The sequence below is a fragment of the Cohnella lubricantis genome (assembly GCF_014212015.1).
Taxonomy (GTDB): domain Bacteria; phylum Bacillota; class Bacilli; order Paenibacillales; family Paenibacillaceae; genus Cohnella; species Cohnella lubricantis.
Genome location: NZ_JACJVN010000033.1, coordinates 192534 through 206216, shown reverse-complemented (window position 1 = coordinate 206216; position 13683 = coordinate 192534). Strand labels below are relative to the sequence as shown.

General features: G+C 58.4%; 13 protein-coding genes. 3 read left to right on the top strand and 10 right to left on the bottom strand.

Annotation, left to right across the window (positions count from 1 at the left end; all coding sequences use genetic code 11):
- Positions 1 to 53: 53 nt before the first annotated feature.
- From H4Q31_RS09950 to H4Q31_RS09935, 4 genes are all read right to left on the bottom strand, one after another.
- On the bottom strand, positions 54 to 998 hold the full coding sequence (locus tag H4Q31_RS09950; RefSeq protein ID WP_185178918.1) for a cation diffusion facilitator family transporter: 945 nt from the start codon (positions 996 to 998) through the stop codon (positions 54 to 56).
- Positions 999 to 1028: 30 nt separating this feature from the next.
- A complete protein-coding gene (gene secF, locus H4Q31_RS09945; RefSeq protein ID WP_185178917.1) occupies positions 1029 to 1937 on the bottom strand; it encodes a protein translocase subunit SecF in 909 nt (302 codons plus the stop codon).
- Complete coding sequence (secD, locus tag H4Q31_RS09940; RefSeq protein WP_185178916.1) at positions 1927 to 3177, bottom strand: protein translocase subunit SecD; 1251 nt, start codon at positions 3175 to 3177, stop codon at positions 1927 to 1929. Before secD ends, secF begins: the two co-directional genes overlap by 11 nt.
- A 228-nt stretch (positions 3178 to 3405) precedes the next feature.
- On the bottom strand, positions 3406 to 3678 hold the full coding sequence (locus H4Q31_RS09935; RefSeq protein WP_185178915.1) for a post-transcriptional regulator: 273 nt from the start codon (positions 3676 to 3678) through the stop codon (positions 3406 to 3408).
- Between the two features lie 194 nt (positions 3679 to 3872).
- Here H4Q31_RS09935 and spoVB point away from each other — a divergent pair, with 194 nt between their 5' ends.
- Positions 3873 to 5459, top strand: coding sequence for a stage V sporulation protein B (gene spoVB / locus H4Q31_RS09930; protein ID WP_185178914.1), 1587 nt, complete (start codon positions 3873 to 3875; stop codon positions 5457 to 5459).
- A 4-nt stretch (positions 5460 to 5463) separates the two neighbouring features.
- Here spoVB and H4Q31_RS09925 read toward each other — a convergent pair whose 3' ends face one another.
- A complete protein-coding gene (locus H4Q31_RS09925) occupies positions 5464 to 6165 on the bottom strand; it encodes a DUF421 domain-containing protein (protein WP_185178913.1) in 702 nt (233 codons plus the stop codon).
- A gap of 193 nt (positions 6166 to 6358) precedes the next feature.
- Here H4Q31_RS09925 and H4Q31_RS09920 point away from each other — a divergent pair, with 193 nt between their 5' ends.
- Positions 6359 to 6766 (top strand): TIGR04086 family membrane protein, encoded by a 408-nt coding sequence (locus tag H4Q31_RS09920; protein ID WP_185178912.1) that lies wholly within the window; start codon positions 6359 to 6361, stop codon positions 6764 to 6766.
- A gap of 101 nt (positions 6767 to 6867) precedes the next feature.
- Complete coding sequence (locus H4Q31_RS09915; protein ID WP_185178911.1) at positions 6868 to 7746, top strand: phosphatase PAP2 family protein; 879 nt, start codon at positions 6868 to 6870, stop codon at positions 7744 to 7746.
- Between the two features lie 124 nt (positions 7747 to 7870).
- Here the strand turns inward: H4Q31_RS09915 and yajC are convergent, their stop codons facing one another.
- The 5 genes from yajC to ruvB are packed head-to-tail and all read right to left on the bottom strand — an operon-like array spanning position 7871 to position 13653.
- Positions 7871 to 8239, bottom strand: a complete 369-nt coding sequence (gene yajC, locus H4Q31_RS09910) for a preprotein translocase subunit YajC (protein WP_185178910.1) — start codon at positions 8237 to 8239, stop codon at positions 7871 to 7873.
- 23 nt (positions 8240 to 8262) lie between these two features.
- A complete protein-coding gene (gene tgt / locus H4Q31_RS09905) occupies positions 8263 to 9399 on the bottom strand; it encodes a tRNA guanosine(34) transglycosylase Tgt (RefSeq protein WP_185178909.1) in 1137 nt (378 codons plus the stop codon).
- A gap of 49 nt (positions 9400 to 9448) precedes the next feature.
- Positions 9449 to 10501, bottom strand: coding sequence for a tRNA preQ1(34) S-adenosylmethionine ribosyltransferase-isomerase QueA (queA, locus tag H4Q31_RS09900; RefSeq protein WP_185178908.1), 1053 nt, complete (start codon positions 10499 to 10501; stop codon positions 9449 to 9451).
- Positions 10498 to 12612 carry a SpoIID/LytB domain-containing protein gene (locus H4Q31_RS09895; protein WP_185178907.1) on the bottom strand — a complete coding sequence of 705 codons (2115 nt, stop codon included), beginning with the start codon at positions 12610 to 12612 and terminating at the stop codon, positions 10498 to 10500. The genes queA and H4Q31_RS09895 overlap by 4 nt, the downstream gene beginning before the upstream one ends.
- 36 nt (positions 12613 to 12648) lie before the next feature.
- Positions 12649 to 13653, bottom strand: coding sequence for a Holliday junction branch migration DNA helicase RuvB (ruvB, locus tag H4Q31_RS09890; protein ID WP_185178906.1), 1005 nt, complete (start codon positions 13651 to 13653; stop codon positions 12649 to 12651).
- Between the last annotated feature and the right edge of the window lie 30 nt (positions 13654 to 13683).

Genomic DNA, 13683 nt, shown 5'->3' with positions numbered 1-13683 from the left:
CTGGGGGCGCATCGCCGGCTTCTCGGCGGAGCGGTAGTTCTAGCAGTTATGCATTACTGAAGGAGAGAGGTCATCTCTTCATCTTGATGATTGGACTTATAAGGATACCCAGGATCATAAGGCTGTACGTGAACGTTCGCCTCGGTAACATGAAGGAATCGCTTCGTCAGATGGCGTCTCACTCGAAGAGCGATGTCGTGCCCTTCGGATACCGAGATCCGCGGATTGACCCGAATGATCATGTCAACGACGACATAGTGACCATGCTCCTTCGCTGTCAGCCCATCCACGGCTACGACGCCGTCGACCCGCTGCACCGCTTCAAGCAGAGCCTGTACATCCACTTCGTTCAACGCTTCGTGGTCAGCGCTGCGAGCGAGATTCAATACCAGCAGGCAGCCCGAACGAATGACGAAGACGCCGATGACGACGCCTGCCGCCGGGTCGAGCACGTAGAGAACGGGCATCTCGAACATATCGCCGGCCATAGCCCCAACCGTGCCGACTAGCGCGGTCAGAGAAGCGAATATATCGGACCGGCTCTCCGTTCGGAGCGCGTCCGTACGAATGCCCAGCTTCGAGACTTGGCTCCTCCGGTAACGGACGAGCGCTTCCCGCACCGCGATGCCGAAGACGATGACGGCCGCGGCGACCCAGCCTGGCGATTCGTCCACGCCCCCCACCATCTTCTTGATCGAGCTCAGGCCAATCTCGAGCCCTGCGACGAGCAGCAGCGCCGATAGAATAACGCAGGCGATCGTATCCGTCGCCATGCGCTCCGCGCGTGAGCTCTCCCGAGAGCCGCAGCCGGCTTTCTTGACTGACAAATACGACGTCGTCACGCTCGCAAAATCGGCTGCCGAGTGGCAAGCGTCCGCGATCAGCGCTTTGCTTCCGGTTAACCAGCCAGCCGTTCCTTTGACGATTGTCAAGCCGAGCAGCCCGAGCGCGGATACTCTCGCTCCGTGCTCAGCCTTGCGGGAGCGTAATACCGTCATATCGATTGCCTCCCTCCGAAGCTATAGTCCTTACGGAGCGCTCTGCACCTTGACGGCCTTCTTCGGCTTCGCTCTCTTGCGAAGCATCAGCCACAGCGGGCTGGCGATGAAGATAGAAGAATACGCTCCGAAGAACAAGCCGAACAGCATCGCCAGCGAGAACATCTTGATCGAGATGCTTCCGAATGCGAACAGACACAACGACGCGAACAAGACGGTCGCGACCGTGTTGATCGAACGGGTCAGCGTCTGGCGGACACTGGTGTTCACCAGCTCTTTGAGATCATCCGGACCTTTGATCTTCGCGAAGCGAAGGTTCTCGCGGATCCGGTCAAAGATAACGACGGTATCGTTGATGGAGTAACCGATGATCGTCAGAATCGCGAGAATGAACGGCAGGTTAACTTCCAGCCGGAACAGCGAGAACATCGTAATGACGAGGAACGCGTCATGCGCAAGCGCGATAACGGACGAGACGGCGAACCGCCATTCGAAGCGAATCGCGACGTAGATGACGATGCCGATACAAGCGATGAGCATGCCGTACAGCGCGTTGCGCTCCTGCTCCTTGGCAATATCGACGTCGACGATGTTGATCTCGAACGAAGCCTTATCGTCGAACTTGGATTTGAAGTCGTTCTCCAGCTTCAATTGCTGTGATTCGTCAAGCGCGTCTTTGAAGCGGACGGAGAAGCGGTCGTCTCCCGTCGTGAACGTAAATTCGCCCAAGCTCTCCCCTTTGAAGAAGTCTTCCGCCTGCGTCTTGTCTACGTGCTTGCTCGTCGTGATGTCGACCGAGGAGCCCGATTGGAAGTCGATGCCGTAGTTCAAGCCGAAGATGGACAACGAAGCGATGCCGAGCAGCGTCAGCACGATCGAGAAGATAAAGAAGCCTTTGCTTGCTTTAACGAAGTCGAAATTCCTGAAACTATAGCGCACGGATCTCACTCTCCTTTACGCCATAATAAGACGGTTTGTTAAACCGACCGCTCTTCACGATCAGATGCAGCAAGTAGCGCGTCAGGAAGAGGTTAGTCAGGATGTTGATGATAATGCTCGCCAATTGCACGACAGCGAAGCCTTTAACGGAGCCTTGGCCGATGAAGTAGAGGACCGCTGCGGCGATAATATTCGTAATATGCGCGTCAATGACGGTACGGAAGCTGTTCTTGTTGCCGGAACGGAACGCGGAAGTGATGCTCTTGCCGTTGCGCAGCTCGTCCTTGATCCGCTCGGCGGTAATGATGTTCGTATCGACCGCGATGCCGATGCCCAATATGAATGCGGCAATGCCGGGCAGCGTCACCGTGACATGCATAAGCCAGAATGCGACAAGCAATATCCATACGAAAATAATAAGGCAGACGCTGGCCACAACGCCGGGCAGGCGGTAGAAGATCAGCATGAACAGAAGAATGACGACCGAAGCGATGGCCCCCGCCAGAGCCGTCTCTTCGAGCGACTTCTGGCCTAGCGTCGCGCCTACGCTCTGGGTATACTTCTCCGTCAGCTTCAACGGCAGCGCGCCTAGATTGATGACGTCAGCCAGGTTCTGCGCTTCTTCGATCGATCCCTGGCCGGTAATTTGCGCCGAGCCCTCGGTAAGCTCCGATTGAACGACTGGGTCGCTGATCAGCTCGTCATTCAGGTAGATAGCCAATGGCTTGCCGATGAGACGCTTAGACACATCCGCCAGCTTGCTCTTGTCCTTCACCTTGATCGTTACGATTGGCGTGTTCAGCGACGTGTATTCCACTTTGGCTGCGCCTTCGGTGAAGTCGCTGCCTACCATCTCCACTTTGCAATAATCGGTTGGGTCCGTGCAGCCGTCCGCGCTGCGGAATTGCAGCTCGGCGGGCTTCTTGAGCATCTCCCGAACTTCGGCTTCGTTCGCCACGCCGGCGATCTTGACGCGAATCCGGTTCTTGCCCTCCGTCGTAACTTCCGGTTCTGCGACGCCTTGCGCATCGGCGCGCTCCTTCAAACTCTCGGCAGTCTTCTTCAGCGACTGCTTGTCCACCGGACCGCTGCCGGTAAGCGGCTGCGCTTCGTATAGGATCTCGAAACCGCCTTTAAGGTCTAGCCCGAGCTTCGTGTTGTTCAGCAGTCCGGGGCTGGTCCATGCGATAAGCCCGAACGCTACCACAACGACGAGCGCGAATGCGAGCAAACGTTTCATTGTGAATTGCGGTCCCCTTTCGATTCTCAATGTTCCTATTATACCTACGCGTTAAAATGGAAGTCAATTTGTCGAATGCTCCCGGAAAAAACCGGAAATCGCATCCGCACCAGCCGTTCACAGGCCGCTATCCCCGCCCTGGCGGCAACTGCGGCTGATTGGGCGAATGACGAAGGCAGCCTTCTCGGATCCCCGATAGGCTGCCTAATTCAAGCTGCGGAAGCGGATTTAGCGCTTCTCGCCGCGATAGAGACTTAGCGTAATGTAGTTCATATACTGATTGACTTTGAGCGACAAAATATCATTTACCATCTCATGAAGAGGCGGCGTTCCCTTCTTGTAATATTTGTCGCTGACGCATTCCCATACATCCGCGCCTTGCACCTGCTCGTAGCCGAGCATCCTGAATTCCTCCGCCTTGCTCTCGCATAGCTGCTCGATCATGAGGTTCATTTCCGCTTCCCCAAGCTCCGGACCGGGGGCCGAATCGTGTTCCGACATGCGGGCGTCCTCCTTCTTCATCGGCTTATCTACGTAATCGTCCGTTCTTAATGACTTCTCCGCCGCTTCTCCGAATTCCTTCTTGACGGCTGCAACCGAAGGAGATTTCGATTCGGACAGGTCCATGTCATGAAGCGATACGGCTGCCGCATAAGCATGTACTAAAGATCGGGATAATCGAAGAAGGTGTGCCTATGTCCCTGCGCAAGCAGACATTCATTCAAGGAGCCATGATTCTGCTGGCCGCCGGACTGCTGAATCGGCTGCTCGGCTTCGTTCCCCGGATCGTGCTGCCCCGAATTATCGGCGCGGAGGGCGTTGGCCTCGTCCAGCTGGTTTATCCGTTCATGATCGTCATTCTGACCATCATCACCGGCGGACTGCCGCTCGCGGTAGCCAAGATGGTCGCCGAGGCCGATTCCCGCGGAGATACCGCACGAACGAAGCGAATCGTGCGGCTCGCCATGTCTCTAGTGGTATCTGCCAGCTTAGCGGCTTCAGCAGCCTGCCTGGCGATGGCCGAGTGGATCTCCGGCGCCGTCATGACGGATCCGCGGGTGCATACCGCCTTCCTCGTCATGATACCGGTCCTGCCGATGGTCGCCGTCTCTTCGGTGTGGAGAGGATACTTCCAAGGCAAGCAGAACATGCTTCCGACCGCCTTCTCTTCGACGACCGAATCGATCGTGCGCATCGTGCTGACGCTGGCGTTGACGACGCTGCTCATTCCGCTCGGGCTGGAAGCGGCAGCGGCCGGCGCAATGGGCGGAATGGCGCTTGGCGAATTAGCCGGCCTGCTTGTCCTGTGGGCGCAGGTGCGCAGGGATTCTCGCAGCTCGGGGCGCGATGAGGAGAAGGGAGACAACCCGGCTACCGCGAAGGGGTATCCCGGCAGCGCTTCGACCCGTTCGCTGTCCCGGGGAATGCTCGGCATCGCGCTGCCTGTGACCGGAAGCCGGCTCATCGGATCGCTCTCTTACTTGTTCGAGTCGATTCTAACGACGAAGAGCCTCGTCGCGGCAGGGCTTGCCGTCGGCGTGGCTACCGCCCAATACGGCGCGCTGCAGGGAATGGTCATTCCGCTCCTTACGCTGCCTGGAGCGCTCACGTATTCGCTTGCCGTATCCCTTGTTCCGGCGTTGTCGGATGCAGCCGCCCGCGGCGATTGGCAAGGCATTCAGAAGCGCCTTCACCAGTCCATGCGGATCGCCATCGTCAGCGGGGCTCCATTCGTCGCGCTGCTCGGCTTGTTCGCGCAGCCTCTCTGCCTGCTGCTGTATGGCGACGATTCCATGGCCGGCATGCTGCGCTGGCTCGCCCCGATGGCCGTCTTCCTGTACATGCAAGCGCCATTGCAGGCCGCCCTCCAAGCGCTTAACCGGCCGGGGACGGCGCTCACCAACACCTTCATCGGCGCCGTCGTCAAGCTGATCCTGATCGTCGAATTGGCTTCGCGGCCCGACTGGGGCATCTCCGGAGCGATTGCCGCCATTGCCGTCAACATGGGACTCGTCACCTTGCTTCATTGGATCAGCGTCTCGCGGCTAACCGGCTTCCGCTTGCTGCCGATCGACTTTCTGAGGGTAATGTCCGCCGTGATCGTCACCGGCGCCATCGCGCTGTGGATCTGGAATACCGTCTCGCTGAGCGGAAGCACCATCAGATTGATTGCCTCCTCAGGCGCAGGCATTATGATCTACCTGCTGCTGCTCATCTGGATGAAGCTGATCGACCGCTTCGACGTCGAACGCATCCCTATCATCGGACGATGGTTCCGGTGATCCGTTAGCTTTTCCGATCGATGTACAATTGTCCCTTGTGATCCATGCTGCAGTAGAATACTTGGTCGAAGCTGCGGATGCCGCGCTCGCGAAGCTCGCTCATCAGCCAGAAGCGATTCTTGCCGATCTGCTCCAGACCGTCATCCTGCACCTTGCCGTCCATGACGAGCGCGACGGGCAATATCTCGTACCGGAACCTCGGAGCAGCTTCTTGCTTGGCTGGACGCTCGCCCTCCGATTGCGATTCGGCCCTGTCTCCTGCCTTCGGAATGACCGACAGCTTGCCGTTCGACTCCAGCACCGCCAGTTCTATATCCTTCACATTCGATATCTTATTCTCCCGGAGCTGCGTCAGGAGATCGTCGAGGTTGTAGCGCTGCCTGCGCATCTCCCGCCAATTCAGCTGTCCTTCGCGAATGAGTACACTCGGGTGGCCGTCGAACCACAGGCGGATCTTGCGATTGCGCAGCGTGATATAGGAGATGGCGAGCTGAATGGCTACGAGCACGACAATGGGACCGACAGTTGCCCACATGGAACGTTCGGTGCTCTCGATCGAGATGACCGCAATCTCCGCGATCATAATGGAGATCACCATATCGAAGACGGACAGCTTGCCGATCTCCCTCTTGCCCATTAGCCGAATGACCAGAAACACGAAGAGATACATGAACACCGTCCGCAACAAGATGACCGTCAGTTCCATGTTCCTGTCCCCCCACGGAATCGTTGTGTCGTAGCTAGAGCGCCTGTTAGTGTCACCCTGTCCATGGAAGCTCATTCAGCCCGACTCCAGTGGATAATTGGCATTCCTCGCGCCAAAGCAACGAAGTGGTACTAGCATCCTGTCAGACGCCATAGGCTGATACTAAACCATTTGGAAGTAAGGAGCGTGTATGATGAAGCCCATTCCACGAGTATCCGGTTTCCGAATCGCTTCTCCTCTGCTGTCCGGAGTCGTCTGGTCCATCATCTGGCTGGCGGCGGGAACGCTGCTGCTCTCGTTGCTGCTGTATGGAACCGCCATTAGCGAGCAAGAGGTTGTGCCCTGGGTATTCGGCATTCACGGGTTCGCGTCCCTATGCGGCGGATTCGTCTCCGCACGTAAATCCGGCCGCAAAGGATGGTCCGTCGGCATGACGACAGGGCTGTTCTATGCGGTAGCCGTCCTGCTCACCAGCTTCCTCGCGAACGATGTCGACTGGACGGTGCGGATTCCGATGCTGATCGTCCTCGCCGCTCTATTCGGCGCCATCGGGGGCATGTTCGGCGTCAATACGGGAGCTTCGAGAAGGCCGATGCGTTAACCGAACGATGCGTTAACCGATATTAGCTGCGCGTTTTCTCCGCTCAAATTTGATATACTATATCGGTGTATCTGATTGCAGTTGATTGAGGAGGAGAAGGTTTGGCCGTTTTTCATTCCATGGCGTCCATCTTGTGCTGCACGCTAATCGCCGTCATGGGACTACTGTGGTACGGAACCGGCAGACAGCCGTTAGCCGCAGTTTACGCTTTCGTGAAGTCGCTGGCGACATCGCCGAAGTATCTCGCGTTCTTCGCCGCCATGCTCGCTATTCTTCTGTTGAACAAATACGAGCTGAAGCTGGAAGCGTTCTTCCCCGTCCGCTACAACTTGACTTCCGCGCTTAGCGGGTGGGAGGGAAGCTGGCAGGGCCGGCTGCAGAGCTTGCTTCATTCGGACGCGCTTACGCTATTCTGCGCGTTCTTCTATTTGGTGATGTTCCAGGCTGTGATGATCGCTTCTGTCGGGATTTATACGTTTGAGAAGAATTTCAAGCTCTACTACGCCTTCTGCGTGGCCTTGCTGCTGAACTACTTGATTGCGGTGCCGTTCTTCTTGTTCGTGCCCGTCGATGAAGCCTGGTTCGTCTCGCCGCATATTCAGTTCTTGATGCTCGATGCGTTCCCAAGCTTCGAGACGCAATATCGGCACCTGTCCGGCCTCGACAACTGCTTCCCGAGCTTGCATACCTCCATCTCGGTCACGATGGCGCTGCTAGCCGCCAGGTCCGGGAACCGGCGTTGGGCGGTGTTCGCCGGCATTAACGCCGCCGTGATTCTGTTCTCGATCTTCTATCTCGGCATCCACTGGTTCACCGATATGATCGCCGGCTTGTGCTTGGCTTCGGTGTCAGCCGCTGTCGGCCTGAAGGTTGGCGATTGGGCAGATCGCCGGCAAGCCAGCCTTGGGGCTGACCAGAGCAAGCGCTCGCGCAAGCTTCTGCGGGCAGCCTCGCGCGCGAATGCGTTGGAGAAGGGCTGAGCTAGTCTATCGGAGGCTGGGGCAGGAGCGCGGTGCCGAACAACCCAATAAAAGCCCTTTCCCTCAGCGGATTTCGCTGGAGGAAAGGGCTTTGGGCAGGATCGGATTGCTTTGGCGCAGCGAATTAAGCTTCGCCCTCCGCCTTCGCTTCGGTCTTCTCATCGGACTTCGCTTCCGACTTGGATTCCGGCTTGCTGTCGGACTTGGATTCCGCACGAGCCGTTGCGTTGTTGATCGCGGAACGTTCGAACGTCAGCTTCGTCACGTCGTTCACCTTCAGCACGACGGTGTCGTCTGTGATCTCATGGATCGTGCCGTGAAGGCCGCCGATCGTCGTCACCTTATCCCCCTTCTTCAGGGAGCGGAGCATTGAATTGCGCTCCTTCGACTTCCGCTGTTGCGGGCGAATCAGCAAGAAGTAAAAGATAACAAACATAAGCACGAATGGCAGTAAGGTTGCCAGCATATTGCTATTTCCTCCTTCAAGTAACATAAATAGCTTGTCCCTCCTGTGTGTTAAAATCCGCTTTCGTTGTTCGCCATACCGTATTGCTCAAAGAATTCGTCCCTGAAATCGCGCAGCCGATCTTCCCGGATCGCTTCCCGCACCTTCTCCATCAGATGAGTCAGGAAGTGCAGGTTATGAATCGAAGTCAGGCGAAGACCGAACATCTCATCCGCCCTAATCAGATGGCGTATGTAAGCCCGGGAATAGTTGCGGCACGCGTAGCAGGAGCATTCCGGATCGAGCGGACCGAAGTCGCTCGTATACTTGGCGTTCTTGACCACCAGGCGGCCTTGGCTCGTCATGGCCGTGCCGTTGCGCGCGATACGCGTCGGCAGAACGCAGTCGAACATGTCGATACCGCGTATGCTGCCTTCCACCAAGGCATCCGGAGAACCGACACCCATCAAGTAACGAGGCTTCCCTGCCGGAAGCAGCGGGACCGTCTCTTCCAGCATCTCATACATGAGATGCTTCGGTTCGCCCACACTTAGTCCACCAATAGCATACCCCGGAAAATCAAGGGAAGTCAATTCCCGCGCGCTCTGCTGGCGAAGATCTTTGAACATGCCGCCCTGCACGATGCCGAACAGCCCTTGGTCGTGCGGACGCTCGTGCGCCTTCAGGCAGCGCTCCGCCCAGCGAGACGTCCGTTCGGTCGACTGCTTGACGTAATCGTACTCCGCCGGGAACGGAGGGCACTCGTCGAACGCCATGAAGATGTCCGCTCCGAGCGCGTTCTGCACTTGCGTCGCAATCTCGGGCGAGAGGAACAGCTTGTCGCCGTTCAGATGGGAGCGGAACTCAACGCCCTCTTCCCGGATCTTGCGCATCTCGCTCAGCGAGAACACCTGGAACCCGCCGCTGTCGGTTAGAATCGCGCGGTCCCAATTCATGAACTTGTGCAAGCCGCCTGCTTCGCGCACTAGCTCATGTCCGGGTCGCAGGAACAGGTGATACGTATTGCTGAGGATGATCTGCGCGTTCAGCTCCTTCAGCTCTTCCGGGCTGACCCCCTTCACCGACGCGAGCGTGCCGACAGGCATGAACGTCGGCGTGTCGATCACGCCGTGGGGGGTATGGACGCGGCCAAGCCGGGCTCCGGTCTGGGCGCATGTCTTGATTAGTTCATAGCGAATAGCTGACATAAGAGTAGCTTGCCTCCTGGCAGTCTAGTTAGTTGAAGCGGCCGGTATCTCAAGTAATAAACATGGCGTCGCCGAAGCTGAAGAACCGATATTCGCGCTCGACCGCTTCCTCGTAAGCGTTAAGGACGTTCTCCCGGCCCGCCAGCGCGCTGACGAGCATCACGAGCGTAGACTTCGGCAGGTGGAAGTTCGTCAGCAGCGAATCCACCAAGCGGAAGCGATACCCGGGATAGATGAAGATATCGGTCCACCCGCTGCAAGCCTCTACCTTCGAGCCCTCGAACCGCATGCCTACCGTCTCCAGCGTACGAGCGGACGTGGTGCCGACCGCTACGATCTTGCCGCCTTCGGCGCGCGTTCGGTTCAGCAGCTCTGCCGACTCCTCGCTGACCGAGTACCACTCCGAATGCATATCGTGCTCGTCTACATTGTCCACCGACACCGGCCGGAACGTTCCTAGCCCGACATGAAGCGTAATCCAGCACAGCCGGACGCCCATCTGCTGAAGTTCCTCGAGATACGACTCGGTAAAATGCAGCCCTGCCGTCGGCGCCGCCGCCGAGCCTTCATGCTTCGAATAGACGGTCTGGTAGCGTTCCCGATCGTCAAGTCTCTCCTTAATATAAGGAGGCAGCGGCATCTGGCCAAGGCGATCTAGCAGCTCATTAAATATCCCCTCGTACTCAAAGCGAACGCGTCTTGCGCCCATCTCCCCTTCTTCTTCTACGACGGCGGTTAGCAGTGGTTTCGCCGAATCTTCCGCCTCCGCGCCGAAATGAAGCACCGTGCCGGCGCGAATCTTCTTGCCCGGGCGAACGAGAGCTTCCCAAGCGTCGCCTTCCAGCCGCTTCAGCAGCAGAAGCTCCGCCTTGGCTCCCGTATCCGCTTTGACGCCGTAAAGACGGGCGGGGAGCACCCTGGTGTCGTTCAGCACCAGAGTGTCTCCCGGCCTCAAGTACATTTTCAGATCGGTAAAGGTCTTATGCTCGGTCCCGCCCGTCTCCTTGTGCAGGACGAGCAGCCTGGAAGCAGTCCGTTCCGCCAGCGGAGTCTGGGCGATTAGCCGTTCTGGCAAATCAAAATCAAAATCGCTTACGTTCATTCTCCGCCATCCTTCTCAATCTTTACGTTCTTGTAGTAGTATTGCAGGATCGATTGATAGTCATACCCTTGATCTGCCAGCCCTTTGGCGCCCCATTGGGACATGCCGAGGCCGTGGCCGAAGCCCTTGCCGGTGATGACGAATTCCGGATCCGTCGTCGCCGCTCGAAGCTCGCCGTCGCCATTCAGCACGAACAGATTGGAGCTTCCAGCCGTTACGGCAGCGCCGCTTGCGCCTTGAATCTGCAGGGACGATGCGCTGCCTTCCGTCGGGAAGTTCTTCTGCGCGCCGTTCGCCCCAACGACGGAGAAGCGGCCGGTCTCCTCGATGTCGAACAGCGTGCTCTTCAAGCTGCCGAGCGCGCCGCGAAGATTGTCCGGCACGCCGACGTCGACGGGCACTCCGTTCGCCTTGATCTCGCTGACGCGGCCGGACAGCCCCCGCTGCGACACTTCGAGCGTCTGCAGGCTGCCGATCTTCGACTTAGCCCGCTTGTTGATAGAGTTCGCCAGTTGATCGGCCGTGAACGTCTCAACCCAATTATAATTCGTGTACTCCAGAACCTTGTCCAGCACGACAACCTGATCGTTCTTATACAGCTTAGCGATGGGATTAGCACCGGCGCCTGCGGTCTGCGGACTTGGCCGCACCGATACGCCGTCGCCCGTTGAAGCATATAATGGAATGCCGGCTTCGTTCTTCGCACCGCTATAAACCAGGTAATCGCTGCGCACGTAGCCGATCTCGCCATCAGACAAGGCCACCTTGTACCACTCCAGCTTGCCTTCCTGCGGACCTGCGTCCGGACTTTGCGCTGCGCTGGCGAGGTAAGGCGTGCTGCTGCCCCAGATCTCGGTCGCATTGTCCGCCGTCACGCCGCCTGCGTTCGAAGAGAACACAGCGTCGATCACTTTGCCCTCGTAGGTCAACACTTCGCCGGCCGTCGCATTGACGCCGGCGACCGAATTCGCGTTCTCGGCGCCTATGCCGTTGTACGTCTGGCTTAGCGTCGTATCCACCACATCGGCAATCTGGAACCCGGTGCCGGAGAAGACCGCGTAGGAACGCGCGGCGACCGCCTGCGCCTTCTGCGTCTCCAGCGGCCAGCTGCCCGGCACCTCGGAGCCGACGACGGAGTACAGATATTGCTCAAGCGGCACATCGTTGACGAGCGCCAAATCGCCGTTCAGCACGCTCAGCTCCATGTTGCCGCGGTATGTACGTTTGCTCCGTTCCGTCACCAGAATGCCATTGCCAGCGTTCACAGGCGCAGCTAATAGCTTGGCGCTTGCGGACAGCGCATACAACGGGACAGCGGCGTCCGGTGTGCCGCTTGCGGTCAGATCATTGCGCAGGACGACATAGGCAGCGCTGGCATCCGGAATGAGAATCGGCACGCCGACAGAAGCGGCCTTGTTCTTCAGCTCGGCCAGCGCCGACGCATCGGACGCTTGTCCGATCCGCACGTAATACGACGGCGTGCTTCCGGTGAGCTTCTGCGAGACGAAGGCATCCAGACCGAGCGCGCCGAATGAAGCGACGGCTGCTGCTGCAGCGGCTTCATTCGCGTAAGGGCCGGCTTCCACCGCCCAAGGTCCAGCCACAACCGGCGCGCTGAGCGACTTCACGCCCGCCGCGACACCCGCGTTCGTCCACTTGGCGACAGCTGCGGCAGCCGCAGCGGCGTTCGCGTAATTGCCCTCCGTCACTTGATAGACGGTCTTGCCGTTCTTCGACAGCCGGATTAGCAGCGCCGCATTAGTCGATCTCTGTACGGTCTTCAGAACGGACGTTGCCGCAGCTAAGTCATCGGTCTCTAATATAATCGCACGGTATCCGTCCACGGCGAAGCGGACACTCTTGCCTGCGTTCACCGTTGCGATCGCGGCGCCATTCCAGGTCAGCTTCATGCCGCCGGCCGAGCTTAATGTCACGGCGGGTGTCAGCGCTTGATATTTGCTGCTCAGATCCAAGAACAGCGCAACCCGGATGTGATCGGGAACCGACACAGCATGGGCTGTGCTTCCGATCATGCCAAGCGAGACTGCTCCGAGCAGCGTGCCAATCATCGTTTTTCTACCGATCGTTAGAGTAGCGCTTGCCTTCATCATTCATTCCTCCTGTCGGGCGGTTGTGGTCGCGGTGCATTAGGACTTGTCCGGAACAGGCAGCCCGAGGTGCCTGTATGCCGCCGGCGTCACGACGCGCCCGCGCGGCGTTCGCTGCAAGAAGCCGATCTGCAGCAGGTACGGCTCGTAGACGTCTTCGATCGTCTGGCTCTCTTCGCCGATGGACGCCGCGATCGTATCGACGCCGACCGGTCCGCCGCGATAGTTCGCGATCATCGCCTGCAGCATCTTGTGGTCGACCGCGTCGAGGCCCATCGGGTCGACTTGGATGCGTTCCAGCGCTTCATGCGCGATATCTTCGGTAATGATGCCGTCGCCGCGCACTTGCGCGTAATCGCGCACCCGCTTCAGCAGGCGATTCGCGATCCGCGGCGTGCCGCGGGATCTGCGCGCGATCTCGCTCGACGCTTCGCCAATGATCCCGACACCGAGCAGATCCGAGGTACGGGAGACGATGTAGGCGAGCTCCTCTTCCGTATAGAACTCCAGACGGCTGACCACGCCGAAGCGGTCGCGCAGCGGCGCGGACAAGAGGCCGGCGCGCGTCGTCGCCCCGATCAGCGTGAACTTCGGCAGGTCAAGGCGCACCGACCGGGCGCTTGGGCCTTTGCCGATGATGAAGTCGAGCGCATAATCCTCCATCGCCGGATACAAGACTTCCTCGACGGTACGGTGAAGTCTATGAATCTCGTCGATGAAGAGGACGTCGTTCTCTTGCAGATTCGTCAAGATCGCCGCGAGATCTCCCGGCCGCTCGATCGCAGGTCCGCTCGTCGTGCGGATGTTGACGCCGAGCTCGTTGGCAATAATGTTCGATAGCGTCGTCTTGCCGAGACCCGGAGGGCCGTATAGCAGAACGTGGTCGAGCGCTTCCATCCGCTGCTTCGCCGCTTCGATATAGATCTTCAAATTGTCCTTCACTTGCGCCTGGCCGATATATTCCGCCAGGTATCGGGGACGCAGGCTGAGTTCAGCCGTCTGGTCCTCCATCATCAGATGAGCGGTGACGATTCTCTCTTCCATATGCGAGTCCTCCTCTCCGCTGCTCTGCTA

Bases quoted from the DNA above. Each gene is read 5' to 3' on its own strand.
- spoVB (WP_185178914.1), top strand. From the start codon at position 3,873: ATGTCCCTGCGCAAGCAGACATTCATTCAAGGAGCCATGATTCTGCTG.
- H4Q31_RS09950 (WP_185178918.1), bottom strand. From the start codon at position 998: ATGACGGTATTACGCTCCCGCAAGGCTGAGCACGGAGCGAGAGTATCC.
- H4Q31_RS09895 (WP_185178907.1), bottom strand. From the start codon at position 12,612: ATGATGAAGGCAAGCGCTACTCTAACGATCGGTAGAAAAACGATGATT.
- tgt (WP_185178909.1), bottom strand. From the start codon at position 9,399: ATGTCAGCTATTCGCTATGAACTAATCAAGACATGCGCCCAGACCGGA.
- H4Q31_RS09925 (WP_185178913.1), bottom strand. From the start codon at position 6,165: ATGGAACTGACGGTCATCTTGTTGCGGACGGTGTTCATGTATCTCTTC.
- H4Q31_RS09920 (WP_185178912.1), top strand. From the start codon at position 6,359: ATGAAGCCCATTCCACGAGTATCCGGTTTCCGAATCGCTTCTCCTCTG.
- ruvB (WP_185178906.1), bottom strand. From the start codon at position 13,653: ATGGAAGAGAGAATCGTCACCGCTCATCTGATGATGGAGGACCAGACG.
- H4Q31_RS09935 (WP_185178915.1), bottom strand. From the start codon at position 3,678: ATGTCGGAACACGATTCGGCCCCCGGTCCGGAGCTTGGGGAAGCGGAA.
- secD (WP_185178916.1), bottom strand. From the start codon at position 3,177: ATGAAACGTTTGCTCGCATTCGCGCTCGTCGTTGTGGTAGCGTTCGGG.
- yajC (WP_185178910.1), bottom strand. From the start codon at position 8,239: ATGTTACTTGAAGGAGGAAATAGCAATATGCTGGCAACCTTACTGCCA.
- queA (WP_185178908.1), bottom strand. From the start codon at position 10,501: ATGAACGTAAGCGATTTTGATTTTGATTTGCCAGAACGGCTAATCGCC.